Source organism: Variovorax sp. SG517 (assembly GCF_013376045.1).
GTDB lineage: Bacteria > Pseudomonadota > Gammaproteobacteria > Burkholderiales > Burkholderiaceae_C > Variovorax.
The window spans coordinates 625,662-651,599 of record NZ_JABMJG010000001.1 but is presented as its reverse complement, the minus strand read 5'-3'; the positions used below and the strand labels follow the sequence as shown (position 1 = coordinate 651,599).

Below are 25,938 nucleotides of genomic sequence, written 5' to 3'. Positions count from 1 at the left end.
GCTACTGGATCTTGGGATCGCCGAAGGGTTCGTCGTCCGGCGGCGCCTCGGCGGGCATGCGGAATTCCTCACTGGCCCAGGCGCCCAGGTCGATGCCCTTGCAGCGGGCGCTGCAGAACGGCCGGTAGGCGTTGCTCGGTGCGTAGACACTGTCGCCCCCACAGGTGGGGCAGCGGACGATGCGCTCGCCCTTGCTGTTCACCGGCGTCGTCATGCGCAAAGGGTCAGCTCGAAGGGCGCGTCTTCCGAGCTCTGGTGCAGGCGGTCGTCCTTGTCGTGGCGCATCAGGCGCACCGAGACCATGAGGCGGTTGCCGCTGATTTCAGGAATGAGCCCCAGCTTGGGGTCGATGCGCAGGCGCAGCAGCTGGAAGCTGCGGCCCTGGGGCAGGTTCTGCTGGAACTGGCCGTTGACGGCGATCACCTTGTAGGGCACGTCGGCGTCGCGCAGCAGCTTGAGCAGCAGGTAGATCGACGAGGCCAGGGGCGAGAGCGTGTTCGACCAGCGCTCGAGGTCGGCGCGGCGGCTGGCGGCGGGGCGGTGCTGCCACGCGTAGTAGGCGGGCAGGTCGAACTCGCAGGTGCCGCCCGGAATGCCGGCGCGGCTGCGGATGCTCATGAGCCACTCGTTCTCGGTCAGCGCCTGGCCCGCCTTGCCGGACACGCTGTTGAGGGTGGCGAAGTTGCCTTCGAGCTGGCCGACGACCTGGTCGAGCACGGCTTCGGCGATGGCCGGATTGCCGCGGTAGCTGTTGAAGACGTTCTTGTGCTTGTCCAGGTCGCGCAGCACGTCGGCCTTGAGGTCGGCGCGGGCGGCGACGTCCATGATCTCGAAGATCGTGACCAGGGCGTAGTGGTGGGACAGCGGGGACTCGGCCGGCACCAGCTCGCCGAGGCGGCGAAACAGGTGCTCGAGCCGCAGGTACGTGCGGATGCGCTCGTTGAAGGGGTACTCGTAGAGGATCACGCGTATCGGTTTTTCACGTCGGGTTCGGGCTCATTGCGCCTTGGGGGCCGGTGGCGGGAATACCTCGCGCACAGCCTCCAGCATACGCTGCCCGAAAAGAATGTAACCCCGGGTGGACACGTGGGTCTCGTTGGCGGGGAAAAGATCCTTCATCTTGAAGCGGTTCTGTTCCGCCAGGGCGAACAGGTCAGGCCCGATATTTTGCGGGTTGAACGCTGCGCGGAACGCATCGGCATGGTTTTGTTGCAAATACACGCTGGTCTTGTTCGGCACCACCATCCACACCACCTTGTAGGGCGCGGCAGTGCTCTCGAAGCGCTTCATGAACTGCGCGGACTCGGCCGTGAGCGCCGGATTGACCCGGTCTTCGGCGGTCATGAGCAGCTTGTCGCAGGCGCGGTGGCTGAACTGCTTGCAGCCCTCGGGCACCACGCGGGCGTCGATCAGCGGGCCCCAGCGATCGGGCGTGTTGGTCCAGCTGTCGGAGGCCAGGATCTCCTTCGTGTTTTGATATGTCAACCAGCCGCTGAGCAGTTGAGCGTCCCAGTTGAGCTGGAAGCCGGGGGCCGGCCTGGACGGATTCTCGAACGGCGGCGGCGTCGGCTTGAAGGCGTGCTTCATGGTCTTGCACGACTGCGATTTCTCGATGCGGTCGTACAGCAGGCGCTCGATGCTCTCGACGATCACCACCTTGCCCTTGAAGCCCGACTTCTGGAGCCAGCCGGAGAAGTCGTCGCAGACCACGCCGCCCAGGTTGTCCCAGTGCGTGGTCGTGACCTTGTAGCCTGCGCCCACCAGCTTTGACTGCCATGCGTAGCGCACCGAGAAGCTGTCGCCGATCACGAGGATGTCGGATTCGGTGATAGGCCAGGTCTTGACGTCGGCGTCGGGAATGGGCGGAGGCGGCTCGTGCCAGCCGAATTCACGCTCGGAGATGCGCCCGATGCGGGTCAGGTCGCCATACGGAATGGGCGTGAACAGGCTGACGAGCAGCAGCGCGCAGCACACCAGGTAGCCCGCGGCGAAGATGCGAAGCCAGGTCCTGGCCGATTTCGTGTCTTCCATCTCAGCCCCCCGCCGCGCTCCGCCTGATCTGCGCTGCATGAATCGAGCGCGCTCCACTCGCGGGACGCCGTGGAACCGGCTTTGCCGGGCCGCCGGCGTCGCCCCCGGCGAGGGGGTTGGAGAAGCGACACGAAGTGCGCGAAGCCTGGGGGAATTTCATTTCAGAACTGGAAATAGAGGAAGGGGCTGTAGCTGCCGAACTTCGACACGCACAGACCGAAGAGATAGACGCAGCCCAGGCCGGTGACCCAGGTCGCCAGGCGCTGCAGGCGCGGGCGTCCTGCCAGGCCGGCGACGGCGGGAATCCAGCGGTCGAGCGTGATGGTGGGCGGCAGCGCCAGGCAGATCACGATGCCGACCAGGAGCGTCTGGAAGAACTCGGGCTTGCGGAACGGCACGCGGAATTCGCTGAAGGCCGACACGGGCGCGCCATGCATGCCCAGCATGCCCTTGTAGATCTCGATGGCGGCCGCCATGCTGTCGGCGCGGAACACCACCCAGGCGATCATCACGCACAGGAATGTGATGAACCAGCCGGCCACGCGGCCGTACCAGGTGGTTTCGGTCCGGCCGCGCCGCACCTTGGCGTTCCAGAAGTGGTTGACCATCAGGTAGAAGCCGTGCAGCGCGCCCCAGATCACGAAGGTCCAGGCGGCGCCGTGCCAAAGGCCGCCCAGCAGCATCGTCAGGAACAGGTTGATGTAGCGCCGCGCCGGGCCCTTGCGGTTGCCGCCCAGCGGCACGTAGAGGTAGTCGCGCAGGAAGGTCGACAGCGAGATGTGCCAGCGGCGCCAGAACTCGATCATGTTGGTCGACTTGTAGGGCGACCTGAAGTTGAGCGGCAGCTGCACGCCCACGCACAGCGACAGGCCGACGGCCATGTCGGAATAGCCCGAGAAGTCGAAATAGATCTGCAGCGTATAGGCCAGCACCCCGAACCAGGCCGTGTACAGCGAGGGCATCACGCCTTCGTGCACGCCCTTGAACATCATGTCGGCGTACTGGCCCATCGGGTCCGCGATCAGCATCTTCTTGGCCAGGCCGAAGACGAAGATGCCCAGGCCCAGCGCGATGTTGTTGGCGTTGATCCGGTAGGTGGCCGGGTTGTTGAACTGCGGCATCATCTGCGCGTGATGCAGCACGGGGCCCGCGATCAGGTGCGGGAAGTAGGTCACGAACAGCACGTAGTGGATGAAGCTGCGCTCGTGCACCTTGCCCTGCCAGCAGTCGACCAGGAAGGCGATCTGGGTGAAGGTGTAGAACGAGATGCCGATCGGCAGCACGATGTGCACCAGGTCGATCTGCGGCAGGCCCGCGGCTGCCAGCCCGGCGTCGACGTTCTCGAGGAAGAAGTTGGCGTACTTGAAGACGGCCAGCACGCCCAGGTTGACCACCAGCGCGATGATCAGCAGCGTCTTGCGGTGCTTGTCCTCCCGGCCCGGGGAGGGGGTGAGGCGCAGCCCGAACCAGTAGTTGACGCAGATCGACCCCAGCAGCAGGGGCAGCGCCTTGACGCTCCACCACCCGTAGAAGAAGAGGGAAGCCAGTGCCAGGAACCCCGCCGCCGACCGGGGGCTGCGCGCACCGATCAGGAAGAAGCCGATCAGGACCAGCGGGAAGAAAACGAAGATGAAGGGGTACGAATTGAAAAGCATCGTGAGGGGCGCTTGGGCATGCGCCGTTTGACGTGATCGTCCTTTTGCCGTCGCGGCGTCAACCCCAAATTATCGCGTGCCCGACTTAGCCCACTGTTCCCAGAAACCCCGGACCTCCTGAGCGAGTTCCTCCAGGGTCAGGGACTCGTTGTAGATCACGGCATCCGCCGCGGCCCGGCGCGCCCGTCGCGGGGCCTGCTGGGCGATCACCGCCTCGACCGCCTCCGGCGCCCAGCCGGAGCGTGCGACGACGCGTTTCAACTGGGTTTCCTCGGTGGCGTCGACCACCAGCACCCGGTCGACGATGGCACGCCAGCGCCCGGATTCGACCAGCAGGGGAACGTCGAACACGACGACCGCATCCTCGCCGGCCGCAGTGGCCTGGCGCTGGGTTTCAGCGCCGATCAGGGGATGGAGGATGGATTCGAGGCGGGCCTTGGCGCCTGCGTCCGCGAAGACGATCTGCCGCATGGCTGCACGATCCAGGCCGCCGGCCGCGTCGATGACGCCGGAGCCGAAGGCGGCCTCCAGCGCGGGCATCGCGATGCCGCCCGGCAGCGCGATGGACCGCGCGATGGCGTCCGTGTCCACAAGAACCGCTCCCTGGGCCACGAGGAGGCCGGCGACGGTGCTCTTGCCGCTGCCAATGCCGCCCGTCAGGCCGATGCGCCGCACCACCATGCGGATGTCAGTGGATCAGCGCGCCCAGGGGAAAGGCGAACGGAATCCACTGCCTCACGACTTCGGGGCCCGCCACCAGGCAGACGAGGCCCGCGCCGGCCAGGAAGGGGCCGAAGGCGATCGGGATGTCCTTGTGCGCCAGCTTGCCGGCGATGCGCAAAGAGATGCCGATCACCGCGCCCACCAGCGAGGAGACGAGGATGATCGCGATGAGGTAGTCGGCGCCGAGCCATGCACCCAGCGCAGCCAGCAGCTTGAAGTCTCCATAGCCCATGCCTTCCTTGCCCGTGACCAGGCGAAAGGCATGGTACACAAGCCAGAGGCTCAGGTAGCCGAACACGGCGCCCCAGACGGCGGAGCTCAGCGAAACGCCGGTCCAGCCCATGGCCGCGCCGATCAGGCCCAGCCAAAGCAGGGGGTAGTTGAGCGAGTCGGGCAGGAACTGGGTGTCGAAGTCGATCAGGAACTGGCAGACCAGGAGGGCGCCGAACGCGGCCCACAGCGCCCCGGCGGGCGTGATGCCGAAGCGCCAGGCGCACAAGGCGAAAAGGCCGCCGGTGATCAGCTCGACCAGCGGGTAGCGCGGGCTGATCGTGGTCTTGCAAGACGAGCAGCGCCCGCGCAGCACGGCGTAGCTCAGCACGGGGATGTTCTCGTACCAGCGGATCTTGTGGCCGCACGCACCACAGCGCGATGCGGGGCGCGTCAGGTCGAAGGGCGGCTGCTTCTCGAGGACCTCGGCCGCCTTGTCTGCCGCCGCCTCCAGCCCAGCTGGCGCCGCGACCTTGGGTCCGAAGGCCAGCGACCACAGCGAGGGCGCGTCCTTCGACGACATGAGGTTGGCGATGGCGTCGGCGAGCCATTCGCGATACATCATCACCGGCGTGCGGTAGATGACGACATTCATGAAGCTGCCGATCAATAGCCCCAGGACACCGGCGAAGACGGTGTCGAACTCCCGCGAAACGAGCATCAAACGACTTGGCCGAGCTTGAAGATGGGCAGGTACATCGACACCACGATGCCGCCGATGATGGTGCCGAGGAACACGATGATGATCGGCTCCATCAGGCTGGAGAGGCCGGCGACCATGTCGTCGACTTCGGATTCGTAGAAGTCGGCGGCCTTGCCCAGCATGTGGTCGATGGAGCCGGATTCCTCGCCGATGGCGGTCATCTGGATCACCATGGACGGGAACAGGTTGGCATTTGTCATGGCCGACGTGAGGCTGGTGCCGGTGGAGACCTCCTGCTGGATCTTCGCGGTGGCGTCGCCGTAGACGGTGTTGCCGGAGGCGCCGCCCACCGAGTCGAGGGCCTCGACCAGCGGGACGCCGGCGGCGAACATGGTTGCCAGCGTGCGGGTCCAGCGGGCGACGCAGGATTTTTCGATCAGTACGCCGAAGACCGGGATTCTCAGCAGGAGGCGGTCCATGGTTCTTTGCACGCGCTCGTTGCGTTTCCAGGCCTGCATGAAGAAATAGAGCCCCCCACCGATGCCGCCGAAGATCAGCCACCAATAGGAAACGAAGAACTCGCTGATGCTGATCACGATCAGCGTTGGTGCAGGCAGGTCGGCGCCAAAAGACGTGAACACCTCCTTGAACGCGGGAATCACGAAAATCATGATGATGGCGATCACGATGAATGCCACCACGATCACCGAGATAGGGTACATCAACGCCGACTTGATCTTCGACTTGATCGCCTCGGTCTTCTCCATGTAGGTGGCGAGCCGGTCCAGCAGTTCTTCGAGAATACCGGCCGCTTCGCCAGCCTCCACCAGGTTGCAGTAGAGGTTGTCGAAGTACTTCGGAAACTTGCGGAATGCGGACGACAGCGAACTGCCGGTTTCCACGTCGCTGCGGATGTCGTTGAGCAGCTTGGCCACGCTTGGGTTCGCATTGCCACGGCCGACAATGTCGAAGGACTGCATCAGCGGCACGCCGGCCTTCATCATGGTGGCGAGCTGCCGCGTGAAGATCGCGATGTCTTTGGGCTTGATCGCCTTGCCCGAGCGCATGCGGCGCTTCTTGATCTTGGAGGCGAGCACGCCCTGGCGGCGCAGTGCGGCCTGCACCTGGTTCTCGCCGGCGGCACGAAGTTCGCCGCGTACCAGCTTGCCGTTGCGGTCCTTGCCTTCCCATTCGAAGACAAATTCCTTGTGTGTGGGCTGGGTGCGGGGGGATGCCACTGTAGCCATTCGATCTCCGGTGTTCGGTATGTTCGTTATTCGTTGGTGCAGGCCACCACTTCTTCCAGAGAAGTGAGGCCTTGCATGACCTTGCGCAGGCCGGACTGGCGCAGCGAGCGCACGCCTTCGGCTTCCGACTGCGCGGCGATGTCGAGTGCGCTGCCGTCGCGCAGGATGATTTCCTGGATGGCCTCCGAGATCGGCATCACCTGGTAGATGCCGACGCGGCCCTTGTAGCCGCTGCTGCAGGCAGAGCAGCCGACGGGGCGGTAGGGCTTCCAGGAGCCGTCCAGTTCTTCTTCCTTGAAGCCTGCTTCGAGCAGCGTTTCGCGCGGAATGTCGGCCGGGAGCTTGCAGACGGTGCACAGGCGGCGCGCGAGGCGCTGCGCCGTGATCAGGATCACGCTCGAGGCGATGTTGAACGGCGCGATGCCCATGTTGCGCATCCGCGTGAGCGTGGTCGGCGCGTCGTTGGTGTGCAGCGTGGAGAGCACGAGGTGGCCGGTCTGCGCGGCCTTGATCGAGATGTCGGCGGTTTCGAGGTCGCGGATTTCGCCGACCATGATGATGTCGGGATCCTGGCGCAGGAAGGCGCGCAGCGCGGCCGCGAAGGTCAGGCCCGCGCGTTCGTTGACGTTGACCTGGTTGACGCCGGGCAGGTTGATTTCCGACGGATCTTCCGCCGTCGCGATGTTGACGCCTGGCTGGTTCAGCAGGTTCAGGCAGGTGTAGAGCGACACCGTCTTGCCGGAGCCCGTGGGACCGGTGACCAGCACCATGCCGTAGGGACGGCCGATGGCGTGCAGCAGCCGTGCCTTCTCGTCCGCGTCGTAGCCGAGGGCGTCGATGCCAAGGCGCGCGCTGCTCGGATCGAGAATACGGACGACGATCTTTTCGCCGAACAGCGTGGGCAGGGTACTCACGCGAAAGTCGATCACGCGGTCGGGCCCGATCTTGAGCTTCATGCGGCCGTCCTGCGGCACGCGTTTCTCGGAGATGTCGAGCCGGGAAATGACCTTGATGCGCGAGGCCAGCTTGTCCTTGATGACGGTGGGCGGGCTCGCGACCTCGCGCAACTCGCCGTCGACGCGGAAGCGCACGCGGTAGTTGTGTTCGTACGGTTCGAAGTGGATGTCCGAGGCCCGCATGCTGACGGCGTCCAGCAGCATCTTGTGCAGGAAGCGAACGACCGGCGCGTCCTCGACTTCGGCGATCGCCTGGTCGTTGCTGTCGCTCGGGGTTTCGGCCGAGACATCGTCGAACTCGAACTCGCTGCCGACGATGCTGTTGATGGTTTCCGCCGCGCTGACGGCCGCGGCCTCGATCATTCGCGACAGCTTGTCGTATTCGGCGATGACCCAGTCGACGCCCATCTGGGAGGCGAACTTGATCTTCTCCGCCGCCTGCTGGTCGGACGGATCGGCTGTTGCAACGATCAGACGGTTGTTGCGCTTGCTGAGGACGACGATGCGGTACGCATGGCACAGCTTCTGGTCGACCAGATCCTTCGGCAGGCGCTGAGGGTCGATGGCGTCCAGGTCGAGCAGCGGGGCGCCGAAGGCCGTGGACAGGGTGTGGGCGAGGTCGGCCGCCGAGACGGCGCCGGAGCCGGTCAGCTCCGCGATGAAGCTGGTACGGCCGCTGAGGGACTTCTGGTAGATGTCCTCGGCTGCCTTGGCAGGAAGCTTGCCGGCCGAAACCAGGGCGCGAGCAAGCCCTGGGAGGGCAATCTGCGAGGGTTCTTTAACAGGAAGTTCGGCAGCGGCCATTCAGCGAGTGAAAAAGATGTGAAAAATTGCTTCACGATCATCGCTGAACACTCCTGTGCTGTAAATCGCTACACAGCAACAGGCATGGCCATTTGACTATTTATGCCAGCCAAAGGCTGGTCGGGGTGAGAGGATTCGAACCTCCGGCCTCTACGTCCCGAACGTAGCGCTCTACCAGGCTAAGCTACACCCCGATGGTTGCAAGAAAGAAGAAGTCGTCCTAGATGCCAACTCAAAGAGGTGTTCAGGCACGTCGCTCAAGCAACTGAGCCGCTAATTGTAGCAAACCTGAAGCGTGCAAATTGGACGGCAGATCTTTTAATGCGTGAATCGCACGTTGCGCCTCGGCGGCGGCGGCGGCACGCGAGGCATCCAGCGCTCCGGTTTCACGAACGATCTCGACGACCCTGCCCAGTTGGGCGGTATCGCCGGCCTCGATGGCGGCTCGCACCAGGTCGCTCTGGGCAGGGGTGCCTCGCTGCATCGCGAAGATGAGCGGCAGCGTGGTCTTGCCTTCGCGCAGGTCGTCGCCGACGTTCTTGCCTGTCTCGTTGATGTCGCCTGCGTAGTCCAGCACGTCGTCGATCACCTGGAAGGCGGTGCCGAGCGCCTGGCCGTAGGTGGCGCAGGCCTCTTCGACTTCCGGCGTGGCATCCGCCAGCACGGCGGCGAGGCGCGTGCTGGCCTCGAAGAGCTTGGCGGTCTTCGACCGGATCACGCGCAGGTAGGCTGCTTCGTCCAGCGATGCGTCGTGCATGTTCATCAGCTGAAGCACTTCGCCCTCGGCGATCACGTTGGTGGCTTCGGCCAGGATCTGCATCACGCGCATGTTGTTGGCATCCAACATCATCTGGAATGCGCGCGAGTACAGGAAGTCGCCGACCAGCACGCTGGCCGGATTGCCGAAGGATTCGTTGGCGGTCGCCCGGCCGCGCCGCAGGGTCGATTCGTCGACCACGTCGTCGTGCAGGAGCGTGGCCGTATGGATGAATTCCACGACGGCCGCCAGATTGAACCGCTGCTCGCCCGTATAGCCCAGGGCACCCGACATCAGCAGCAGGAGCGCCGGCCGCAGGCGCTTGCCGCCGGCGGAAATGATGTATCTGGAAACCTGGCTGACCAGCGGCACGCCCGTGTCGAGGCGGCGGGCGATCACACGGTCGACTTCGACCATGTCGCCGGCAATCAGGTCCAGCACGGTGGCGGTGGGGGAGGTGTCGGCGGCGGGAACTGGCAAGGCGAAGGCGCTGCTGAAGATAAGGGCAGCCCAGTCAGGAAACGGGCCGGAAGGCGCAAATTATAGGGAGCCGGCGTGGTTTGCCGGGGCCGTTTGGCGCCAAGGGTGGTTAGCGGGCGCAAACCGCGCTATAATCTTGGGCTCTGCGGAATTCGCTGCGGAGACTCATTTCTAAGAGGTTTACATGTACGCGGTCATAAAAACCGGTGGCAAGCAATATCGCGTTGCTTCCGGCGAGAAAATCAAAGTAGAACAGATTGCTGCGGACGTAGGCCAGGAAATCGTGATCGACCAGGTTCTGGCTGTCGGCAACGGCGCTGAAATCAAGGTTGGCACGCCCCTGGTGTCCGGTGCAACGGTGACGGTCACGGTACTGTCGCACGGCAAGCACGACAAGGTTCGCATCTTCAAGATGCGCCGTCGCAAGCACTATCAGAAACGTCAAGGCCATCGCCAGCAGTTCACCGAACTGCAAATCGGCGCGATCGCTGCTTAATACGGCACAGGAGCAGATTCCATGGCACAGAAAAAAGGCGGCGGCTCTACGCGAAACGGGCGCGATTCCAAGCCCAAGATGCTCGGCGTGAAGGCTTTCGGCGGCGAACTGATCAGCGCAGGCTCGATCATCGTGCGCCAGCGCGGCACCCAGTTCCACCCCGGCGTCAACGTCGGCGTGGGCAAGGACCACACGCTGTTCGCCCTGGTCGACGGCCACGTGTCGTTCGGTACCAAGGGTGCGCTGAACAAGCACACGGTCAACGTGACTCCCGCGGCTTAAGCCCCGAGTCCATTCGACCATTCAGAGGCCCCGCATTGCCGGGGCTTCTTCATTTGTAAACTACACCCCCCATGAAGTTCGTCGACGAAGCCTTCATCGACATCGCCGCGGGCGATGGCGGGAACGGCTGCGTGTCGTTCCGTCATGAGAAGTACAAGGAATTCGGCGGCCCCAACGGCGGCGACGGCGGCCGTGGCGGCCACGTCTACGCGGTGGCCGATTCCAACCTCAACACCCTGGTCGATTTCCGCTATTCGCGCCGCCATGAGGCCAAGCGGGGCGAGCACGGCATGGGCTCCGACATGTTCGGCGCCGCTGGCGACGACATCACGCTCAAGATGCCGGTCGGAACCATCATTTCCGACGCCGAGACCGGCGAAGTGCTGTTCGAGCTCCTGAAAGAGGGCGAGGTCATCACCATCGCCAAGGGTGGCGACGGTGGCTTCGGCAACATGCGTTTCAAGAGCGCGATCAACCGCGCCCCGCGCCAGAAGACCCCCGGTTGGCCCGGCGAGAAGCGCAGCCTCAAGCTCGAACTCAAGGTGCTGGCCGATGTGGGCCTGCTCGGCATGCCCAATGCCGGCAAGTCGACGCTGATCAGCGCCATCTCGAATGCCCGGCCGCGCATCGCGGACTACCCGTTCACCACGCTGCACCCGAACCTGGGCGTCGTGCGTGTCGGTCCCGAGCAGAGCTTCGTGGTCGCAGACCTGCCCGGTCTGATCGAAGGCGCATCCGAAGGCGCCGGCCTCGGCCATCTCTTCCTGCGGCATCTGCAGCGCACCCGCCTGCTGCTGCACGTGGTCGACATGGCTCCGTTCGACGACAGCGTCGATCCGGTCGCGCAGGCCAAGGCCATCGTGGGCGAGCTGAAGAAATACGACGCCGATCTCTACGAGAAGCCGCGCTGGCTCGTGTTGAACAAGCTCGACATGGTGCCCGCCGACGAGCGCGCCGCGCGCATCAAGGACTTTGTGAAGCGCCTGCGCTTCAAGGGCCCGGTGTTCGAGATTTCCGCGCTCACGCGCGAAGGTTGCGAGCACCTGGTGCAGGCCATCTACCAGCAGGTCAAGGCGGAGCAGGTGGCCGAGCACCAGACGGTCGAGGTCGATCCGCGCTTCGTGCCTCTGCCTCCCGAAGGCTCCTGAGCGGCACCTGCCGCAGCAGCATCGACGGCCGGCCCGAGACGGGCCGAAGACAGCAACCCGAGCAGCATCCAAAGACCGTAACACCCCAAATGACCTCGTCGAACTCCGGATCCACTGCCTTGCGGGATGCCCGCCGTATCGTCGTGAAGGTGGGCTCCAGCCTCGTGACCAACGAGGGGCGCGGTCTCGACGAGGCCGCCATCGGCGAGTGGTGCCGGCAGCTGGCCGCGCTGGTGCGCGACGGGCGCGAGGTGGTGATGGTGTCGAGCGGCGCGATCGCCGAGGGCATGAAGCGTCTCGGCTGGCGCACCCGGCCGCATGAGATCAACGAGCTCCAGGCCGCTGCCGCCGTCGGCCAGATGGGCCTGGCCCAGATGTACGAGACCAAGCTGCGCGAGAACGAGATCGGCAGTGCCCAGGTGCTGCTGACCCATGCCGACCTGGCGGACCGAGAGCGCTATCTCAATGCCCGATCGACGCTGGTCACGCTGCTCAAGCTGGGCGTGGTGCCGGTCATCAACGAGAACGACACGGTCGTCAACGACGAGATCAAGTTTGGCGACAACGACACGCTCGGCGCCCTCGTGGCCAACCTGGTCGAAGCCGATGCGCTGGTCATCCTCACCGACCAGAAGGGCCTGTATACGGCCGACCCGCGTAAGGACCCGGACGCGAAGTTCGTGCACGAGGCCGCCGCTGGCGACCCGGCGCTCGAGGCGATGGCCGGCGGCGCGGGCTCGAGCATCGGCAAGGGCGGCATGATCACCAAGATCCTCGCGGCCAAGCGCGCCGCCGGCTCGGGCGCCTCCACGGTCATCGCCTGGGGCCGCGAAGCCGACGCGTTGCTGCGGCTGGCGAAGGGCGAGTCCATCGGCACGCTGCTGGTGGCGCAGACCGCCAAGCACCAGGCCCGCAAGCGCTGGATGGCCGACCATCTGCAACTGCGCGGGTCTGTCGTAGTCGACGCGGGCGCGGCCGCCAAGGTGCGGGCCGAGGGCAAGAGCCTGCTGCCGATCGGCATGACCGGCGTCTCGGGCGAGTTCTCGCGCGGCGACGTGATCGCGGTGCGCGACGCCGACGGCGTCGAACTGGCCCGCGGTCTTGCCAACTACTCGAGCGTGGAGGCGCGCCTGCTGTGCCGCAAGCCCTCGTCCGAATTCGAGCGCCTGCTGGGCTACGTGGCGGAGCCGGAAATGGTCCACCGCGACAACATGGTGCTGATGCCGGGCTGAGAGGCCACGGGAAATAAAACGGGGCCCGCGCGGGCCCCGTTTTTCATCCTTCAGCGCGGATCGCCTACTGGACTTCGCGCACCGGATTGCGGATGTTCTGGACCATGTCGCCCACCGATGGCCGCGGTGCGTTGCCGCGGCACAGGGCCTGCGTGGCCAGCTTGCGGGTGTAGCTGGAGTTCATGTCGCCGAGCTTCTTCCATTCGGGCTTCGCCACGTCCTGCCACGCGCCGTTGTTGTAGCGCGCGTAGCTCTTCATCTCGGCCGTGGAGCAGCGGATGCCCTCGTAGAAGGCGTTGGTCGCGCCGCCGCTGCGGTTCTGGGCCACCACCACGTAGCGGACGATGCCGTCGCCCGTGATCGCGATCGTCTGCGGATCGATGCCGAACTTCAGGCTCATGTAGGGCGGCATTTCGATCGGCAGCAGGCGGCTTTCGCTGAAGGCCGGCGGTGGCGGGGTGGCCGTTTCCTCCCACTCCTTGTCCGTCTCGTACCGCTTGGGCGGCGGCGGCATGCCGGCCTGTGCCCAGTCGGGGTTGTCGGTGTCGTGCGGGCCCGAGGCGCATCCGGCGAGTACGCCGAAGCAGGCCAGCAGGAGGACGCGCTCAGCGCTGCGTCGGAAGGTGCGGGGGGGCCTTGTTGTCTTGGACAGGAGGTTCATTGCTCGCGGAAGGAATGTCGGGATGCGGATCGAAACTGCCGCCGGGCGGCAGATCCAGTCCGGGCGGAGCCCCGGCGTCCGGCGAATGGCGCTCGAATTCTCGGGCGCGCACGTTGCTGCGCAGGAAGCGGTTGCGGAAGTCCTGCCTCGGCAGGTAGCGAGCGAGCTCGGTGAGCGCCATCTCGTAGACGCCGCGCTTGAACTCGACGACGACGTCGAGCGGCACCCAGTAGTCATGCCAGCGCCAGGCGTCGAATTCGGGATGGTCGGTTGCACGCAGGTTGAGATCCCAGTCGTGGCCGATGAGTTGCAGCAGATACCAGATTTGTTTCTGGCCCTTGTAGTGGCCCCGTGCGTCACGGCGGATGAACCGATCCGGCACCTCGTAGCGCAACCAGTCGCGGGTACGGGCCACGATGCGCACATGCTCCGGGTGGAGCCCCACTTCCTCGTGCAGTTCCCGGTACATGGCCTGCTCGGGACTTTCGCCGCGGTCGATGCCGCCTTGCGGAAACTGCCAGGAGTGCGTGCGTATGCGTTTGCCCCAGAAAACCTGGTTTCTCTGGTTGAGCAGGATGATGCCGACGTTGGGCCTGAAGCCGTCCCGGTCGAGCATAATCAAACCCCAATTTTTGAACTGAGTCGATTATGCATGCCGGGGTGCCCTCGGCAAGCTGCCGATGCCAGGCTCTCAGGGTCTCTCCGGGGGAGCAGTTCCCCACTTCCGAACCTCGAATCCAGCGAACCGTCACCGCAATCCCGATGAAAGCTTCCCGTTTTTTCGTCTCCACCCTCAAGGAAGCGCCTGCTGACGCCGAAGTGGCGAGCCACCGTCTCATGATGCGGGCCGGCATGATCAAGAAGCTCGGCACGGGCATCTACACCTACATGCCCATGGGCCTGCGCGTGATCCGCAAGGTGGAAGCCATCGTCCGTGAAGAGATGAACCGCGCCGGCGCAGTCGAGATGACCATGCCCGTGGTGCAGCCCGCCGAGCTCTGGCAGGAGACCGGCCGGTTCGACAAGATGGGCCCCGAGCTGCTGCGCATCAAGGACCGCCACGACCGCGACTATGTGGTCCAGCCGACCAGCGAAGAAGTGGTGACCGACATCGCCCGCCAGGAGATCCGCAGCTACAAGCAGCTGCCGAAGAACTTCTACCAGATCCAGACCAAGTTCCGCGACGAGCGCCGTCCGCGCTTCGGCCTGATGCGCGGGCGCGAGTTCATCATGAAGGACGCCTACAGCTTCGACCGCGACCTCGACGCCGCCAAGGCGAGCTACCAGGTCATGGCGCAGGCCTATCGCAACATCTTCGACCGCTTCGGCCTGCGCTATCGCGCCGTGGCGGCCGACAGCGGCGCCATCGGCGGCGACCTGAGCGAGGAGTTCCAGGTGATCGCCGCCACCGGCGAGGACGCCATCGTCTACTGCCCCGACAGCGACTACGCCGCCAACATGGAGAAGGCCGAGGCCCTGGCCCCGGCCGGCCCGCGCCCGGCCGCCGCCAAGGCGCTCGAGAAGACCCCGACCCCCGGCAAGAGCACCTGCGCCGACGTGGCCGAGCTGCTCGGCGTGCCGCTTTCCACCACCATCAAGTCGCTGGTGCTGGCCACCGACGTCCTCGACGAGGCCGGCGACATCAAGGGCTCGCAGGTCTGGCTGCTGCTGCTGCGCGGCGACCACGACATGAATGAGATCAAGGTCGGCAAGCTGCCGGGCCTGAACCAGGGCTTCCGCTTCGCGACCCTGGCCGAGATCGAGGACCACTTCGGCTGCAAGCCCGGCTACCTGGGCCCGCTGAACCTCAAGAAGCCCGTGAAGCTCGTGGCCGACCGCGAAGCCGCCGTGCTGGCCGACTGGATCACCGGCGCCAATGAAGTCGACTTCCACATGACCGGCGTCAACTGGGGCCGCGACCTGCCCGAGCCCGACCTGGTGGCAGACATCCGCAACGTCGTCGCGGGCGACCCGTCTCCCGACGGCAAGGGCGTGCTGGCCATCGAGCGCGGCATCGAGGTGGGCCACGTGTTCGTGCTGGGCACCAAGTACAGCAAGGACATGAACGCCACCTACCTCGACGAGGCCGGCAAGCCGCAGTTCCTCGAGATGGGCTGCTACGGCATCGGCATCACCCGCCTGCCGGCCGCCGCCATCGAACAGAACCACGACGAGCGCGGCATCATCTGGCCTGACGCCATCGCCCCCTTCACCGTGGTGGTCTGCCCGATCGGCATGGACCGCAGCGCCGAGGTCAAGGCGGCTGCCGAGGCGCTCTACGAAGAGCTGCTCGCCAAGGGCGTCGACGTGCTGCTCGACGACCGGGGCGAGCGCCCCGGCGCGATGTTCGCCGACTGGGAGCTGATAGGCGTGCCGCACCGCGTCGTCATCTCCGACCGCGGTCTCAAGGAAGGCCAGCTCGAATACCAGGGCCGGCGCGACACGGCCGCCACCAAGGTGCCCGCGGCGGGCATCGCCGACTTCATCGCCGGCAAGCTCGCCAAATGAGCCTGGAGGGCGGCCTCTCGCGACGCCAGTGCCTGGGCGGCGCCGTGACCGCAGGCGCCCTCACCGTGCTGTCGCTGCCGCGGGCCGCCATGGCCGGCGCGCAGATCGAGGAGCCGCTGATCGACTCGGTGCGCACCGCGCTGAGCTCCGCCATCCACAACAAGGCGCCGCCGGTGCCGCAGTTCGCGAACACCGAGGCCCGGCTGGCCTACCTGCGCTGGCTGGGCGAGATGAGCGAGCGGCTCAAGAAGAAGATCGCCGACGCCCCTTCGCGCATCGAGTTCCTGCAGACCGCCTGGTACGAAGCCAAGCGCTCGGGGCTGGAGGTGAGCCTGGTGCTGGGGCTGGTCCAGGTCGAGAGCAACTTCCGCAAGTTCGCGGTGTCGAGCGCCGGCGCGCGCGGCTACATGCAGGTCATGCCGTTCTGGACACGCGTGATCGGCGACAGCGACCCGGCCAAGCTCTTCCACATGCAGACCAACCTGCGCTTCGGTTGCGTCATCCTTCGCCACTACCTCGACCGCGAGAACGGCGACCTGTTCATGACGCTCGGTCGCTACAACGGCAGCCGCGGCAAGTCGCCGTATCCGAACGCCGTGTTCGCCAACCAGCGGCTCTGGGTGTTCAACGACAGGGAACGCGAAAAAGAAAAGGAAAAGGATAAGGACCGCTCGGCGGCCTGACGCCTTCCTTCTTCTGCCTGCTCAGTTCGCAGGCGCCTTCGCGGTGCCCGAGCCCTTGGTGACCATCACCTGGTCGATGCGGTAGCTGTCCACGTCCATCACCTCGAAGGTGTAGCCGCCCCAGCTCACGCTGTCGGTGCGCTTGGGTACGCGGCGCAGCATCACCATCAGGAAGCCGGCCAGCGTCTCGTATTCCTCCGAGTGCGGCAGCTCGTCGATGTGCAGCGCGCGCTGCACGTCCTGGATGGGCGTGACTCCGTCGATCAGCCATGAGTTCTCGTCGCGCCGAACGATCTGCTCCTCGTCGGGCGCGGACACCAGGTCGCCCATCACCGTGCTCATCACGTCGTTCAGCGTGATCACGCCCACCACCAGGCTGTATTCGTTGACGATGATCGCGAAGTCTTCGTGCGCCTGCCGGAACTGCTCGAGCACTTCGGTGAGCGAGAGCCGGTCCGGGACGACCAGCGCCTTGTGCAGTGGCAGGCCCTGGTCGAAGGCCAGCGGCTGGCCGCTGAGGACGCGCTGGAACATGTCCTTGGCGTCGACGTAGCCCAGCACGTGGTCGATGTCGCCGTCGCACACCGGGTAGGCCGAGAAGGGCTCGGCGATGATGCGCGCGCGCAGCACCGACTCCGGGTCGTCGTGCAGGAACCAGGCGATGTTGTCGCGCACCGTCATCACGCTGCTGACCAGGCGCGTGTCGAGCTCGAACACGTTGGCGATCACCTGCTGCTCGCGCACCGCGAGCACGCCGGCCTGCGCGCCGGCCTCGGTCATGGCCAGGATGTCGGCCGAGGTGATCTTGTCGTCGCGCGCCAGCGGCATGCCTAGCGCCTTGAACAGCAGGTCGGTGCAGCGCGTGAAGAACCACACCAGCGGCTTGAAGGTGGTGATCAGCAGCAGCATCGGGCCGACCATCCGTATCGCCAGCCGCTCGGGGTTGCTCATGCCCAGCCGCTTGGGGAACAGGTCGGCGAACACCAGGAACACCGCGATGATGATCACGAACGAGCACAGGAAGGCCGCGCTCGCCGAAGCCTCCGGGCTGAGCCACTTCTCGAAGACGAGCGCGAAGTACGGGCTGAGCGAGCCCTCGCCGACCACGCCGCCGAGGATCGCCACCGCGTTGAGGCCGATCTGCACCACGGTGAAGTAGTGGCCCGGCTGCTCCTGCACCCGCAGCACCTTCTCGGCCCGTGGATCGCCCTCGTCGGCCATCTGGCGCAGGCGCAGGCGGCGCGAGGCGGCCAGGGTGATTTCGGCGAGGGAGAAGAAGGCGCTCAGCGCGATCAGCAGCGCGATGATGAGCAGGCTTTGGGTGAGGGTCATGTTGGCACGTCGAAGACGGCCACCATGGTGCCATGACTCGGCACCCGGAAAGCGTTCAGACGCCGCCGCGGGGATGCGTGGGGTCGACCCACAGCACCGATTCGGGCTTCTCGACGGGCTCGATGTCGAGGTTCACGGCCACCGCCTCGCCGTCGCTGCGGCACAGCACGCATTCGAGCGTCTCGGTCGCGCTGGCGTTGATTTCCTGGTGCGGCACGTAGGGCGGCACGTAGATGAAGTCGCCCGGGCCGGCCTCGGCCGTGAATTCGAGCTTCTCGCCCCAGCGCATGCGGGCTCGGCCGCGCACGACGTAGATCACCGATTCGAGGTGCCCGTGATGGTGGGCGCCGGTCTTGGCGTCGGCATGGATGGTCACCGTGCCGGCCCAGAGCTTCTGCGCGCCCACGCGGGCGAAGTTGATGGCCGCTGCCCGGTTCATGCCGGGCGTCTGGGCGGTGTTGGCGTCGAGCCGGTCGGCCGGGATCACGCGCACGCCGTCGTGCTTCCAGGCCGTGGTCTCGCCGTCATCGTGGGAGTGGTCGTGGTCCGCGTGATCGTGGCTCATGACCGCTCCCGGGTTCTCAGGCGGAGGCGCCGCCGTTCACCACCTGCTGCAGCTCGCCCGATTCGTACATCTCCATCATGATGTCCGAGCCGCCGATGAACTCGCCCTTCACGTAGAGCTGCGGGATCGTGGGCCAGTTGCTGTATTCCTTGATGCCCTGGCGGATGCTGTCGTCGTCGAGCACGTTGACGGTCTTCAGCGTCTTGGTGTCGACGCCGACCGCCTTCAGGATCTGGATCGCGCGGCCCGAGAAGCCGCACATCGGGAAGCTTGCATTGCCCTTCATGAAGAGCACGAGGTCGTTGGTCTTGACGAGGTCGTCGATGCGTTGCTGGGCGTCGGACATGGGGACTCCTGAAAAAATAGGCTGAGGGGATTATTTCACCGTGCGCCAGATTCCGCCGGAGCAGCGCTGGATGCCGGCGAGGTCGTCGCGGCTTTGCACTTCGGCGAAGCCGCGCGCGGCGAGCAGCTCGCGCACGGCCGCGGCCTGGTCGTGGCCGTGCTCCAGCAGCAGCCAGCCGCCCTCGGCGAGGTGGACGGGGGCGTCCTGCACGATGCGGCGGATGTCGTCGAGGCCGTCCGCGCCCGAAACCAGCGCGGAGGAAGGCTCGTGGCGCAGGGCGGGCAGGTGCGGGTCGCCAGCGGCGATGTACGGTGGATTGCTGGCGATGACCGCGTAGCCGGTGCCGGCACCGTCCAGCCAGTCCGCCTGGGCGAAGCGCACGGGCAGCCCGAGCCGCGCAGCGTTGGCCGCGGCGACGGCGAGCGCATCGGCGCTGGCATCGACCGCATCGACCTGCGCGTCGGGCCGGGCATGCTGCAGTGCAAGGGCGATCGCGCCGCTGCCGGTGCCCAGGTCGAGCACGCGAGGGGCTGCCCGGCCTTCGAGGCACTGCAGCGCCCATTCGACCAGCGTTTCCGTGTCGGGGCGCGGCACGAGCACGCGAGAGTCGACCTGCAGGCTGAGGCCATGAAATTCCTTTTCGCCCAGCAGGTAGGCGACAGGCTCTCCGGCCCGGCGGCGCGACAGTTGCGCGGCGAGCGCGGACCATGCCGCGTCGGGCATCGCATCGGTATCGTGCGCCAGCAGCCAGGCCCGGTCGTGCGGCGCGCGGCCCAGCGCATGCAGCAGCAGCAGCTGGGCATCGAGCCGGTCCACGCCCAGTGCGATCGACGCGGCCAGCGCCTGTGCCACGGTGGCCGGCCGCGGGTTCTCGATGGTGGTCATGCCGGCAGGCCCGATTCCAGCTCGGCCAGCTGCTCGGCCTCGCGCGCGGCGCGCAGCGCGTCCAGCACGTCGCCGAGGTCGCCTTCCATGATGGCGAGCAGCTTGTAGAGCGTGAGGTTGATGCGGTGGTCGGTGAGCCGGCCCTGCGGGAAGTTGTAGGTGCGGATGCGGTCGGAGCGGTCGCCGCTGCCGATCAGCCCCTTGCGCATGGCGGCGTCCTTGGCGGCGCGCTCGCTGCGCTCCTTCTCCTGGATTCGCGCCGACAGCACCTGCAGCGCCTTGGCCTTGTTGCGGTGCTGGCTGCGGTCGTCCTGGCACTCGGCGACGATGCCGGTCGGAATGTGCGTGATGCGCACGGCCGAGTCGGTCTTGTTGATGTGCTGGCCGCCGGCGCCGCTGGCGCGGTAGGTGTCGATGCGCAGGTCGGCAGGGTTGATCTGCACGGCCACCGTCTCGTCGGGCTCGGCCAGCACGGCGACCGTGCAGGCACTGGTGTGGATGCGGCCCTGCGTCTCGGTGGCCGGCACGCGCTGCACGCGGTGGCCGCCCGATTCGAAGCGCAGGTGGCCGAACACGTCGTCGCCCACGATGCGCACCACCACTTCCTTGTAGCCGCCGAGCTCGCTCTCGCTCTCGCTGACGATCTCGCAGCGCCAGCCGGCGCGCTCGCAGTAGCGCGTGTACATGCGCAGCAGGTCGCCCGCGAACAGGGCCGACTCGTCGCCGCCCGTGCCCGCGCGGATTTCGAGGAAGGCGTTGCGCGCGTCGTCGGGGTCCTTGGGCAGCAGCAGGCGCTGCAATTCTTCTTCGAGCTGCACCAGCTCGGCCTCGGCGCCGGCGATTTCTTCCTTCGCCATCTCGGCCATGTCGGGGTCGTCCAGCATTTCCTTCGCGGCGGCGATGTCGGACTCGCGCTGCCTGTAGCGCTCGTAGCGGCCTGCGATCTGCGTGACCTCGGCGTGCTCGCGCGAGATGGTGCGGTACTGTGCCATGTCGCTCATGATGTCTTCGCGCGAGAGCAGGAAGTCGAGCTCGCCCAGGCGCTGGGCGTAGCGTTCGAGTTGATGGCGCAGAAAGGATTTCACGGGGGAAAGAGGTTCAAAAAAATGGGAGGGTGCTGCCGTGCGAGGGCAGGGCGCATGAAAGCCGCAGCCGTTCAGGCCGGGCTGCCGACGAGCGCCGCTAACGCTCTTTGCGCAGGAACAGGCGCGAGATCGTCTGCGCCGTCTGCTCGCGCGAGGCGGCATCGCCCGCATGCAGCTCGGCCATGGCGCCGTGCATCATCTTCTGCGTGAGCCCGCGCGACATGGCCTCGAGCACGGCCTCGACCGATTCGCCCTTGGCCAGCAGCTTGCGCGCACGCGCCATCTCGGCGGCGCGCCACTCGTCGGCCTGCGCGTTGAGCTGCTGGATCAGCGGCACCGTGCCGCGCTGGCCCAGCCAGTGCATGAAGTTCTGCACCCCGGCGTCGATGATCACCTCGGCCTGCGCCACGGCGGCCTGGCGGTTGGCCTGGCCCTGCTGCACGACCTGGGCGAGGTCGTCGACGGTGTAGAGATAGATGTCTTCCAGAGCCTTCACCTCGGGCTCGATGTCGCGCGGCACGGCCAGGTCGACCATGAACATCGGGCGGTGCTTGCGCGCCTTGAGCGCGCGTTCGACAGCGCCCAGGCCGATGATCGGCAGCGTGCTCGCGGTGCAGCTCACGACGATGTCGAACTCCGCCAGCCGGGAAGGCAGGTCGGCCAGCCGCATCGCCTCGCCGCCGAAGCGCGAGGCCAGCTTCTCGCCGCGCTCCAGCGTGCGGTTGGCGATGGCGATCGACTTGGGCTCCTTCGCGGCGAAGTGCGTGGCCGCGAGGTCGATCATCTCGCCCGCGCCGACGAAGAGCACGCGCGTCTTGCGCAGGTCTTCGAAGAGCTGGCCGGCCAGCCGCACCGCGGCGGCGGCCATGCTGATGGAGTGGGCGCCGATCTCGGTGGCGGTACGCACTTCCTTGGCCACCGCGAAGGAGCGCTGGAACAGCTGGTTGAGCGTGCTGCCAAGGGCGCCGGCCGTTTCGGCGGCGCGCACGGCGTCCTTCATCTGGCCGAGGATCTGCGCTTCGCCCAGCACCATCGAATCGAGCCCGCTGGCCACGCGGAAGGCGTGGCGGGCGGCTTCGCCGTCATGCAGGGTGTAGGCGTGCGAGCGCAGCAGGGCAGGGGCCACGCCGCCGCTCTGGGCCAGCCAGCCGAAGGTATGGTCCAGCGCGGCGTGTTCCGAGGCGCAGTAGATCTCGGTACGGTTGCAGGTGGAGATGATCGCGGCCTCGACCTGGGGATGGCGGCCGGAGGCGAAGGAACTGCGCAGGCTCTGCAGCGTGGGGGCGATCTGGTCGAGCGCGAACGCGAAACGACCGCGCAGATCGAGCGGCGCGGTCGTATGGTTCAAGCCGAGGGCCCAGACTGACATGCCCATGATTATAAAATCAGCAGCCGCACGAGGCTGGCCAGGGGACAAATGGCTTTCCCTATGACAGCCATAACCCCAGCCGCATGTTCCGGCCCCCGCGCAACCCCCTACCGATGGACCTGCCGGCCCTTCTCAACCACCTGCTTAATTTTGTAGCACCCTCGGCTTTTCTGGCCCTGGTGCTGGCCTTTGCCGGGCGATTCCTGGGCGGAGCGCGCGCCGGCGTCCCGCGCTGGTGGGTGCAGTTCGCGCTGACCTTCGCGGCCGGCGTCGGGGTGCTGGTTGCCGGGCTCGTGGCGTTCGGGCGCGACGGGGCGATGGTGACCTATGCCGCGCTGGTGGTGGTCTGCGGCACGGTCCAGTGGCTGGCGATGCGCGGCTGGCGCCGCTGAAGGCCGGTCTTCATTCAGCCCAGCCGGCGGATCATGTAGACCGATTCGCCCGGATAGGTGGCAAGACGGGCCTTTTGCCCCGGGCCATCGGGCTGTGTGGCCTCATAGCCCTGCCGCTGCCAGAAGCCCACCGACGATTGCACCGACACCAGCGTCGATTGCCGCCAGCCGGCCTGCATCGCATGGGCCCAGGCATGGCGCACCAGCAGCGGCCCCAGCCCCAGGCCCGAGGCGTCCGGATGCACAGCCAGGTCGTGCAGGTAGAGCGAATCGGGCCGCTGCGCCACCTCGAACTCGCCGTGCAGCGGCGTCAGCTTGCCCGCCACCGACGGATAGCCCGCCAGGTAGGCCCGCACGGCGCCTTCGTGCTCCGCCACCCATCCGGTGTGCGGCGCGGCGGCAAGGCGTCTCGCGATCAGCGCACCGTCTTCCACGAAGACCGCACCGTAGCAGGCGAGCTGGATCGCCAGCACCGCGTCGAGGTCGGCGGCGCGCATGCCGCGCACGGAAGGCGTCGTCATCAGGCCAGCAGCAGCTTGTCGTCGTCCAGCTTCTCGCCGCGGGTCTGCTCGAACATGCGCAGCAGGTCGGGCACGTCGAGGCCCGAGCGCTGCGGCCCGGCCACGTCGAGGATCACCTGGCCCTCGTGCAGCATCACCGTGCGCGAACCGTAGTCCAGCGCCTGTCGCATGCTGTGCGTGACCATCATCGCGGTGAGCTGGCCGGCCTCGACGATCTTCGCGGTCAGCTCCAGCACGAAGGCGGCGGTCTTGGGGTCGAGCGCGGCCGTGTGCTCGTCGAGCAGCAGGATGCGCGAGGGCTTGAGCGAGGCCATCAGCAGGCTCACCGCCTGCCGCTGGCCGCCCGAGAGCAGGCCGATGCGGTCGGCCAGGCGGTTCTCCAGCCCCAGCTTCAGGATCGACAACTTCTCGCGGAACAGCTCGCGCAGGTTGCGGTTGAGCGCGAAGCCGAAGGCCCGGCGCTCGCCGCGCTTCCAGGCCAGCGCCATGTTCTCCTCGATGGTCAGCGCCTCGCTGGTGCCGGCCATCGGATCCTGGAACACGCGCGCCACCATGCCCGAGCGCTGCCAGGCGTTCATGCGCGTCACGTCCTTGCCGTCGATCTCGATGCGGCCCTTGTCGACGATCAGGTCGCCGCTCACCGCATTCAAAAAGGTCGACTTGCCAGCGCCGTTCGATCCGATCACGGTGACGAACTGGCCGGTGGGAATCTCCAGGCTCAGGCCGCGCAGCACGCGGTTCTCGATCGGCGTGCCCGGGTTGAAGGTCATTTCGAGTTGTTGGGCGCGCAGCATCAGTTCTTCCCCTTGAACAGGCCACCCAGCCTGCGCTTGTAGGCGGGCACCAGCAGCGCGAAGGCCACCAGCACGGCGGTCACCAGGTTCAGGTCCTGCGCCTGCAGGCCCATGAAGTCGGTGTTCAGCGCCATCGCGATGAAGAAGCGGTAGAGCAGCGCACCGACGATGCAGGCCAGCGTGGTGATGACCATGCTGCGCGCGGGAATCAGCGTCTCGCCGATGATGACCGCGGCCAGGCCGATCACGATCGTGCCCACGCCCATCGAGATGTCGGCCGTGCCCTGGCTCTGCGCGAACAGCGCGCCAGCCAGCGCCACCAGCGCGTTCGACAGCGCCAGGCCCGCCATGGTGTGGAAGTCGGTGGAAATGCCCTGCGCCCGCGCCATGCGCGCGTTGCCGCCGGTGGCGCGCATCGCCAGGCCGGCCTCGGAAGCGAAGAACATGTCGACCACGATCTTCGCGACGGCCACGATCAGGAGCAGCAACAGCGGCTTGGCCCACTGCTCGGGCATGCCGCCGAAGCTGGCCATGCTGAACACCGTGGGCTCGGTGATGAGCGCCACGTTGGGCTTGCCCATCACGCGCAGGTTGATGGAGTACAGCGCGATCATCACCAGGATGCTCGCCAGCAGCTGCATGATCTTCAGCTTCACGTTGAGCCAGGCCGTGACCCAGCCCGAGGCGGCGCCGGCCACGCAGGCCACCGCGGTGGCGGCGACCGGGTTCCAGCCCGCGACGATGAGCGTCGCGGCCACGGCAGCGCCCAGCGGGAAGCTGCCGTCCACCGTGAGGTCGGGGAAGTTGATGATGCGAAACGACAGGAAGACGCCCAGCGCGACCAGCCCGAATATCAGGCCGATCTCGATGGCGCCCAGCGAAGCGATGAGCGACATGGGTAAAAGAGGAAAGCCGGCCGCTTCTTACTTCGTGCTCACGACCTTGGCGGTCTTCAGCAGCTCGTCGGACAGCGTCACGCCCTGCAGCTTGGCCGCGCCGGGGTTCACCACCAGTTCGAAGTTGGCGCTGGTCTGCGAGGCGATCGCCCCGGGCTTCTCGCCCTTGAGGATGCGCACCACGACCTTGCCGGTCTGGCGGCCGATGTCGGTGTAGTTCAGGCCCAGCGCGGCCACGGCGCCGCGCTCGACGGTGGCGGTGTCGGCCGCCACCACCGGCAGCTTGCCCTGCTGCGCCACCTTCACGATGCCCTCGAAGGCCGAGACCACGTTGTTGTCGGTGGGCGTGTAGATCACGTCGGCCTTGCCGACCAGGCTCTGCGCGGCGGTCGGCACGTCCACCGTGCGGGCGGCGGCTGCTTCCACCACGGTCATGCCGGCGGCCGATGCGGCCTTCTTGAGCGACTCGACGATGGCCACCGAATTGGCTTCGCCGGGGCTGTAGATCACGCCGATGCGCTTGGCGGCGGGCACCACCTGCTTGATGAGGGCGATGTGCTTTTCCAGCGGCGACAGATCGGACACGCCCGTCACGTTGGTGCCCGTGGGCTCCCAGCTCTTCACCAGCTTGGCCGCCACCGGGTCGGTGACCGCCGAATACACCACCGGGATGCTCTTGGTGGCAGCCACCACGGCCTGCGCCGACGGCGTGGCGATGGCGACGATCGCATCGGGCTGGTCGCCCACGTACTTGCGGGCGATCTGGGCGGCGGTGCCCACGTTGCCCTGTGCGCTCTGGTAGGTGAACTTGAGGTTCTTGCCTTCCTCGTAGCCCGAAGCCTTCAGCTCGGCCTTCACGCCGTCGCGCACCGCGTCCAGCGCCGGGTGCTCGACGATGGCGGTCACGGCCACAGACTTGGTGTCGGCCGCGAACGAAGGCGCGGCGGCCAGCATGCCGAGGGCCAGGGCCACTGCGCTGAAGGGGGTGCGAAGCAAAGCGTTTTTCACGGGAAAGGGTCTCCGGGTGGGGATTTGGATGCGTCTGAAGCCGCAGGCGGGTGCCGGCGGCGGGGTATTCAGCGGCTGGACATCGCGTCGTGCGGTCCGGGCGCCAGGGAGTCTAGATCGTACTTTGCACAATTAAGGTGCATCAAAGCCTCGGGCTTACCCCGCTTTG

28 protein-coding genes and 1 tRNA gene are annotated in these 25,938 nt (G+C 66.6%); 7 read left to right on the top strand and 22 right to left on the bottom strand.

Annotated features, from left to right (window positions below):
• Position 1: 1 nt before the first annotated feature.
• From FHT32_RS02975 to FHT32_RS02930, 10 genes are all read right to left on the bottom strand, one after another.
• On the bottom strand, positions 2-214 hold the full coding sequence (locus FHT32_RS02975) for a DNA gyrase inhibitor YacG (protein WP_176663141.1): 213 nt from the start codon (positions 212-214) through the stop codon (positions 2-4).
• Positions 211-966 (bottom strand): cell division protein ZapD, encoded by a 756-nt coding sequence (zapD, locus tag FHT32_RS02970; RefSeq protein WP_176663140.1) that lies wholly within the window; start codon positions 964-966, stop codon positions 211-213. Before zapD ends, FHT32_RS02975 begins: the two co-directional genes overlap by 4 nt.
• A gap of 30 nt (positions 967-996) precedes the next feature.
• Positions 997-2,031: a hypothetical protein gene (locus FHT32_RS02965; RefSeq protein WP_176663139.1), complete on the bottom strand. Its 1,035-nt coding sequence runs from the start codon at positions 2,029-2,031 to the stop codon at positions 997-999.
• A gap of 161 nt (positions 2,032-2,192) precedes the next feature.
• Positions 2,193-3,686 (bottom strand): MBOAT family protein, encoded by a 1,494-nt coding sequence (locus FHT32_RS02960; RefSeq protein ID WP_176663138.1) that lies wholly within the window; start codon positions 3,684-3,686, stop codon positions 2,193-2,195.
• 69 nt (positions 3,687-3,755) lie between these two features.
• A complete protein-coding gene (gene coaE / locus FHT32_RS02955) occupies positions 3,756-4,367 on the bottom strand; it encodes a dephospho-CoA kinase (protein ID WP_176663137.1) in 612 nt (203 codons plus the stop codon).
• Between the two features lie 7 nt (positions 4,368-4,374).
• Positions 4,375-5,340: an A24 family peptidase gene (locus FHT32_RS02950; protein WP_176663136.1), complete on the bottom strand. Its 966-nt coding sequence runs from the start codon at positions 5,338-5,340 to the stop codon at positions 4,375-4,377.
• On the bottom strand, positions 5,340-6,569 hold the full coding sequence (locus tag FHT32_RS02945) for a type II secretion system F family protein (RefSeq protein ID WP_176663135.1): 1,230 nt from the start codon (positions 6,567-6,569) through the stop codon (positions 5,340-5,342). The genes FHT32_RS02950 and FHT32_RS02945 overlap by 1 nt, the downstream gene beginning before the upstream one ends.
• 26 nt (positions 6,570-6,595) lie before the next feature.
• Positions 6,596-8,329 carry a type IV-A pilus assembly ATPase PilB gene (pilB, locus tag FHT32_RS02940; protein ID WP_176663134.1) on the bottom strand — a complete coding sequence of 578 codons (1,734 nt, stop codon included), beginning with the start codon at positions 8,327-8,329 and terminating at the stop codon, positions 6,596-6,598.
• Positions 8,330-8,446: 117 nt separating this feature from the next.
• Positions 8,447-8,523 (bottom strand) — tRNA-Pro (locus FHT32_RS02935).
• Positions 8,524-8,573: 50 nt separating this feature from the next.
• A complete protein-coding gene (locus tag FHT32_RS02930; RefSeq protein WP_176663133.1) occupies positions 8,574-9,566 on the bottom strand; it encodes a polyprenyl synthetase family protein in 993 nt (330 codons plus the stop codon).
• A gap of 184 nt (positions 9,567-9,750) precedes the next feature.
• On the opposite strand from FHT32_RS02930, the gene rplU reads away from it, so the two are divergent.
• From rplU to proB, 4 genes are all read left to right on the top strand, one after another.
• Positions 9,751-10,062, top strand: a complete 312-nt coding sequence (rplU, locus tag FHT32_RS02925) for a 50S ribosomal protein L21 (RefSeq protein WP_019656543.1) — start codon at positions 9,751-9,753, stop codon at positions 10,060-10,062.
• A 21-nt stretch (positions 10,063-10,083) separates the two neighbouring features.
• Positions 10,084-10,344 (top strand): 50S ribosomal protein L27, encoded by a 261-nt coding sequence (gene rpmA / locus FHT32_RS02920; protein WP_093057448.1) that lies wholly within the window; start codon positions 10,084-10,086, stop codon positions 10,342-10,344.
• A 71-nt stretch (positions 10,345-10,415) separates the two neighbouring features.
• The gene (gene cgtA, locus FHT32_RS02915; protein ID WP_176663132.1) at positions 10,416-11,492 is read left to right on the top strand and encodes an Obg family GTPase CgtA; all 1,077 of its coding nucleotides are present in this window, start codon (positions 10,416-10,418) and stop codon (positions 11,490-11,492) included.
• Positions 11,493-11,581: 89 nt separating this feature from the next.
• A complete protein-coding gene (gene proB / locus FHT32_RS02910) occupies positions 11,582-12,724 on the top strand; it encodes a glutamate 5-kinase (RefSeq protein WP_126024682.1) in 1,143 nt (380 codons plus the stop codon).
• A gap of 64 nt (positions 12,725-12,788) precedes the next feature.
• On the opposite strand, the gene FHT32_RS02905 is transcribed toward proB, so the two are convergent.
• Together FHT32_RS02905 and FHT32_RS02900 are read right to left on the bottom strand one after the other, a co-directional pair.
• A complete protein-coding gene (locus tag FHT32_RS02905; RefSeq protein WP_176663131.1) occupies positions 12,789-13,385 on the bottom strand; it encodes a CNP1-like family protein in 597 nt (198 codons plus the stop codon).
• Positions 13,330-14,001, bottom strand: a complete 672-nt coding sequence (locus FHT32_RS02900) for an RNA pyrophosphohydrolase (protein ID WP_176663600.1) — start codon at positions 13,999-14,001, stop codon at positions 13,330-13,332. Before FHT32_RS02900 ends, FHT32_RS02905 begins: the two co-directional genes overlap by 56 nt.
• Before the next feature lie 146 nt (positions 14,002-14,147).
• Here FHT32_RS02900 and FHT32_RS02895 point away from each other — a divergent pair, with 146 nt between their 5' ends.
• Complete coding sequence (locus FHT32_RS02895) at positions 14,148-15,893, top strand: proline--tRNA ligase (RefSeq protein WP_176663130.1); 1,746 nt, start codon at positions 14,148-14,150, stop codon at positions 15,891-15,893.
• Positions 15,890-16,576 (top strand): lytic transglycosylase domain-containing protein, encoded by a 687-nt coding sequence (locus tag FHT32_RS02890; protein ID WP_176663129.1) that lies wholly within the window; start codon positions 15,890-15,892, stop codon positions 16,574-16,576. Before FHT32_RS02895 ends, FHT32_RS02890 begins: the two co-directional genes overlap by 4 nt.
• Before the next feature lie 21 nt (positions 16,577-16,597).
• Here FHT32_RS02890 and FHT32_RS02885 read toward each other — a convergent pair whose 3' ends face one another.
• The 6 genes from FHT32_RS02885 to hemA all read right to left on the bottom strand — a co-directional run bounded on the left by FHT32_RS02885 (position 16,598) and on the right by hemA (position 22,158).
• Positions 16,598-17,908 (bottom strand): hemolysin family protein, encoded by a 1,311-nt coding sequence (locus tag FHT32_RS02885; RefSeq protein ID WP_176663128.1) that lies wholly within the window; start codon positions 17,906-17,908, stop codon positions 16,598-16,600.
• A gap of 55 nt (positions 17,909-17,963) precedes the next feature.
• Positions 17,964-18,473: a cupin domain-containing protein gene (locus FHT32_RS02880; RefSeq protein ID WP_176663127.1), complete on the bottom strand. Its 510-nt coding sequence runs from the start codon at positions 18,471-18,473 to the stop codon at positions 17,964-17,966.
• Between the two features lie 16 nt (positions 18,474-18,489).
• A complete protein-coding gene (gene grxD / locus FHT32_RS02875) occupies positions 18,490-18,819 on the bottom strand; it encodes a Grx4 family monothiol glutaredoxin (protein ID WP_176663126.1) in 330 nt (109 codons plus the stop codon).
• A gap of 30 nt (positions 18,820-18,849) precedes the next feature.
• A complete protein-coding gene (prmC, locus tag FHT32_RS02870) occupies positions 18,850-19,704 on the bottom strand; it encodes a peptide chain release factor N(5)-glutamine methyltransferase (protein WP_176663125.1) in 855 nt (284 codons plus the stop codon).
• Positions 19,701-20,789, bottom strand: a complete 1,089-nt coding sequence (gene prfA / locus FHT32_RS02865; protein ID WP_176663124.1) for a peptide chain release factor 1 — start codon at positions 20,787-20,789, stop codon at positions 19,701-19,703. Before prfA ends, prmC begins: the two co-directional genes overlap by 4 nt.
• A gap of 97 nt (positions 20,790-20,886) precedes the next feature.
• Positions 20,887-22,158: a glutamyl-tRNA reductase gene (hemA, locus tag FHT32_RS02860; RefSeq protein ID WP_176663123.1), complete on the bottom strand. Its 1,272-nt coding sequence runs from the start codon at positions 22,156-22,158 to the stop codon at positions 20,887-20,889.
• Between the two features lie 113 nt (positions 22,159-22,271).
• Between hemA and FHT32_RS02855 the strand changes: the two genes are divergently transcribed.
• Positions 22,272-22,550 (top strand): hypothetical protein, encoded by a 279-nt coding sequence (locus FHT32_RS02855; RefSeq protein WP_176663122.1) that lies wholly within the window; start codon positions 22,272-22,274, stop codon positions 22,548-22,550.
• A 14-nt stretch (positions 22,551-22,564) separates the two neighbouring features.
• Here FHT32_RS02855 and FHT32_RS02850 read toward each other — a convergent pair whose 3' ends face one another.
• Genes FHT32_RS02850 through FHT32_RS02835 form a run of 4 tightly spaced genes read right to left on the bottom strand, consistent with a single transcriptional unit; the run spans position 22,565 to position 25,715 of the window.
• The gene (locus FHT32_RS02850; protein ID WP_176663121.1) at positions 22,565-23,071 is read right to left on the bottom strand and encodes a GNAT family N-acetyltransferase; all 507 of its coding nucleotides are present in this window, start codon (positions 23,069-23,071) and stop codon (positions 22,565-22,567) included.
• Complete coding sequence (locus tag FHT32_RS02845; RefSeq protein ID WP_176663120.1) at positions 23,071-23,865, bottom strand: ABC transporter ATP-binding protein; 795 nt, start codon at positions 23,863-23,865, stop codon at positions 23,071-23,073. The genes FHT32_RS02850 and FHT32_RS02845 overlap by 1 nt, the downstream gene beginning before the upstream one ends.
• On the bottom strand, positions 23,865-24,761 hold the full coding sequence (locus FHT32_RS02840; RefSeq protein WP_176663119.1) for an ABC transporter permease: 897 nt from the start codon (positions 24,759-24,761) through the stop codon (positions 23,865-23,867). Before FHT32_RS02840 ends, FHT32_RS02845 begins: the two co-directional genes overlap by 1 nt.
• A 27-nt stretch (positions 24,762-24,788) precedes the next feature.
• Entirely contained in the window at positions 24,789-25,715 is a 927-nt protein-coding gene (locus FHT32_RS02835; protein WP_176663599.1) for an ABC transporter substrate-binding protein, read from the bottom strand.
• Between the last annotated feature and the right edge of the window lie 223 nt (positions 25,716-25,938).

Coding starts and splice junctions, on each gene's coding strand:
- FHT32_RS02835 (WP_176663599.1), bottom strand. CDS start 25,715: ATGCTGGCCGCCGCGCCTTCGTTCGCGGCCGACACCAAGTCTGTGGCC.
- FHT32_RS02855 (WP_176663122.1), top strand. CDS start 22,272: ATGGACCTGCCGGCCCTTCTCAACCACCTGCTTAATTTTGTAGCACCC.
- FHT32_RS02850 (WP_176663121.1), bottom strand. CDS start 23,071: ATGACGACGCCTTCCGTGCGCGGCATGCGCGCCGCCGACCTCGACGCG.
- FHT32_RS02890 (WP_176663129.1), top strand. CDS start 15,890: ATGAGCCTGGAGGGCGGCCTCTCGCGACGCCAGTGCCTGGGCGGCGCC.
- FHT32_RS02845 (WP_176663120.1), bottom strand. CDS start 23,865: ATGCTGCGCGCCCAACAACTCGAAATGACCTTCAACCCGGGCACGCCG.
- FHT32_RS02905 (WP_176663131.1), bottom strand. CDS start 13,385: ATGAACCTCCTGTCCAAGACAACAAGGCCCCCCCGCACCTTCCGACGC.
- FHT32_RS02895 (WP_176663130.1), top strand. CDS start 14,148: ATGAAAGCTTCCCGTTTTTTCGTCTCCACCCTCAAGGAAGCGCCTGCT.
- prmC (WP_176663125.1), bottom strand. CDS start 19,704: ATGACCACCATCGAGAACCCGCGGCCGGCCACCGTGGCACAGGCGCTG.
- FHT32_RS02840 (WP_176663119.1), bottom strand. CDS start 24,761: ATGTCGCTCATCGCTTCGCTGGGCGCCATCGAGATCGGCCTGATATTC.
- FHT32_RS02965 (WP_176663139.1), bottom strand. CDS start 2,031: ATGGAAGACACGAAATCGGCCAGGACCTGGCTTCGCATCTTCGCCGCG.
- rpmA (WP_093057448.1), top strand. CDS start 10,084: ATGGCACAGAAAAAAGGCGGCGGCTCTACGCGAAACGGGCGCGATTCC.
- FHT32_RS02880 (WP_176663127.1), bottom strand. CDS start 18,473: ATGAGCCACGATCACGCGGACCACGACCACTCCCACGATGACGGCGAG.
- FHT32_RS02900 (WP_176663600.1), bottom strand. CDS start 14,001: ATGCTCGACCGGGACGGCTTCAGGCCCAACGTCGGCATCATCCTGCTC.
- FHT32_RS02960 (WP_176663138.1), bottom strand. CDS start 3,686: ATGCTTTTCAATTCGTACCCCTTCATCTTCGTTTTCTTCCCGCTGGTC.
- FHT32_RS02885 (WP_176663128.1), bottom strand. CDS start 17,908: ATGACCCTCACCCAAAGCCTGCTCATCATCGCGCTGCTGATCGCGCTG.
- cgtA (WP_176663132.1), top strand. CDS start 10,416: ATGAAGTTCGTCGACGAAGCCTTCATCGACATCGCCGCGGGCGATGGC.
- FHT32_RS02945 (WP_176663135.1), bottom strand. CDS start 6,569: ATGGCTACAGTGGCATCCCCCCGCACCCAGCCCACACACAAGGAATTT.
- proB (WP_126024682.1), top strand. CDS start 11,582: ATGACCTCGTCGAACTCCGGATCCACTGCCTTGCGGGATGCCCGCCGT.
- pilB (WP_176663134.1), bottom strand. CDS start 8,329: ATGGCCGCTGCCGAACTTCCTGTTAAAGAACCCTCGCAGATTGCCCTC.
- rplU (WP_019656543.1), top strand. CDS start 9,751: ATGTACGCGGTCATAAAAACCGGTGGCAAGCAATATCGCGTTGCTTCC.
- grxD (WP_176663126.1), bottom strand. CDS start 18,819: ATGTCCGACGCCCAGCAACGCATCGACGACCTCGTCAAGACCAACGAC.
- FHT32_RS02975 (WP_176663141.1), bottom strand. CDS start 214: ATGACGACGCCGGTGAACAGCAAGGGCGAGCGCATCGTCCGCTGCCCC.
- coaE (WP_176663137.1), bottom strand. CDS start 4,367: ATGGTGGTGCGGCGCATCGGCCTGACGGGCGGCATTGGCAGCGGCAAG.
- FHT32_RS02950 (WP_176663136.1), bottom strand. CDS start 5,340: ATGCTCGTTTCGCGGGAGTTCGACACCGTCTTCGCCGGTGTCCTGGGG.
- hemA (WP_176663123.1), bottom strand. CDS start 22,158: ATGTCAGTCTGGGCCCTCGGCTTGAACCATACGACCGCGCCGCTCGAT.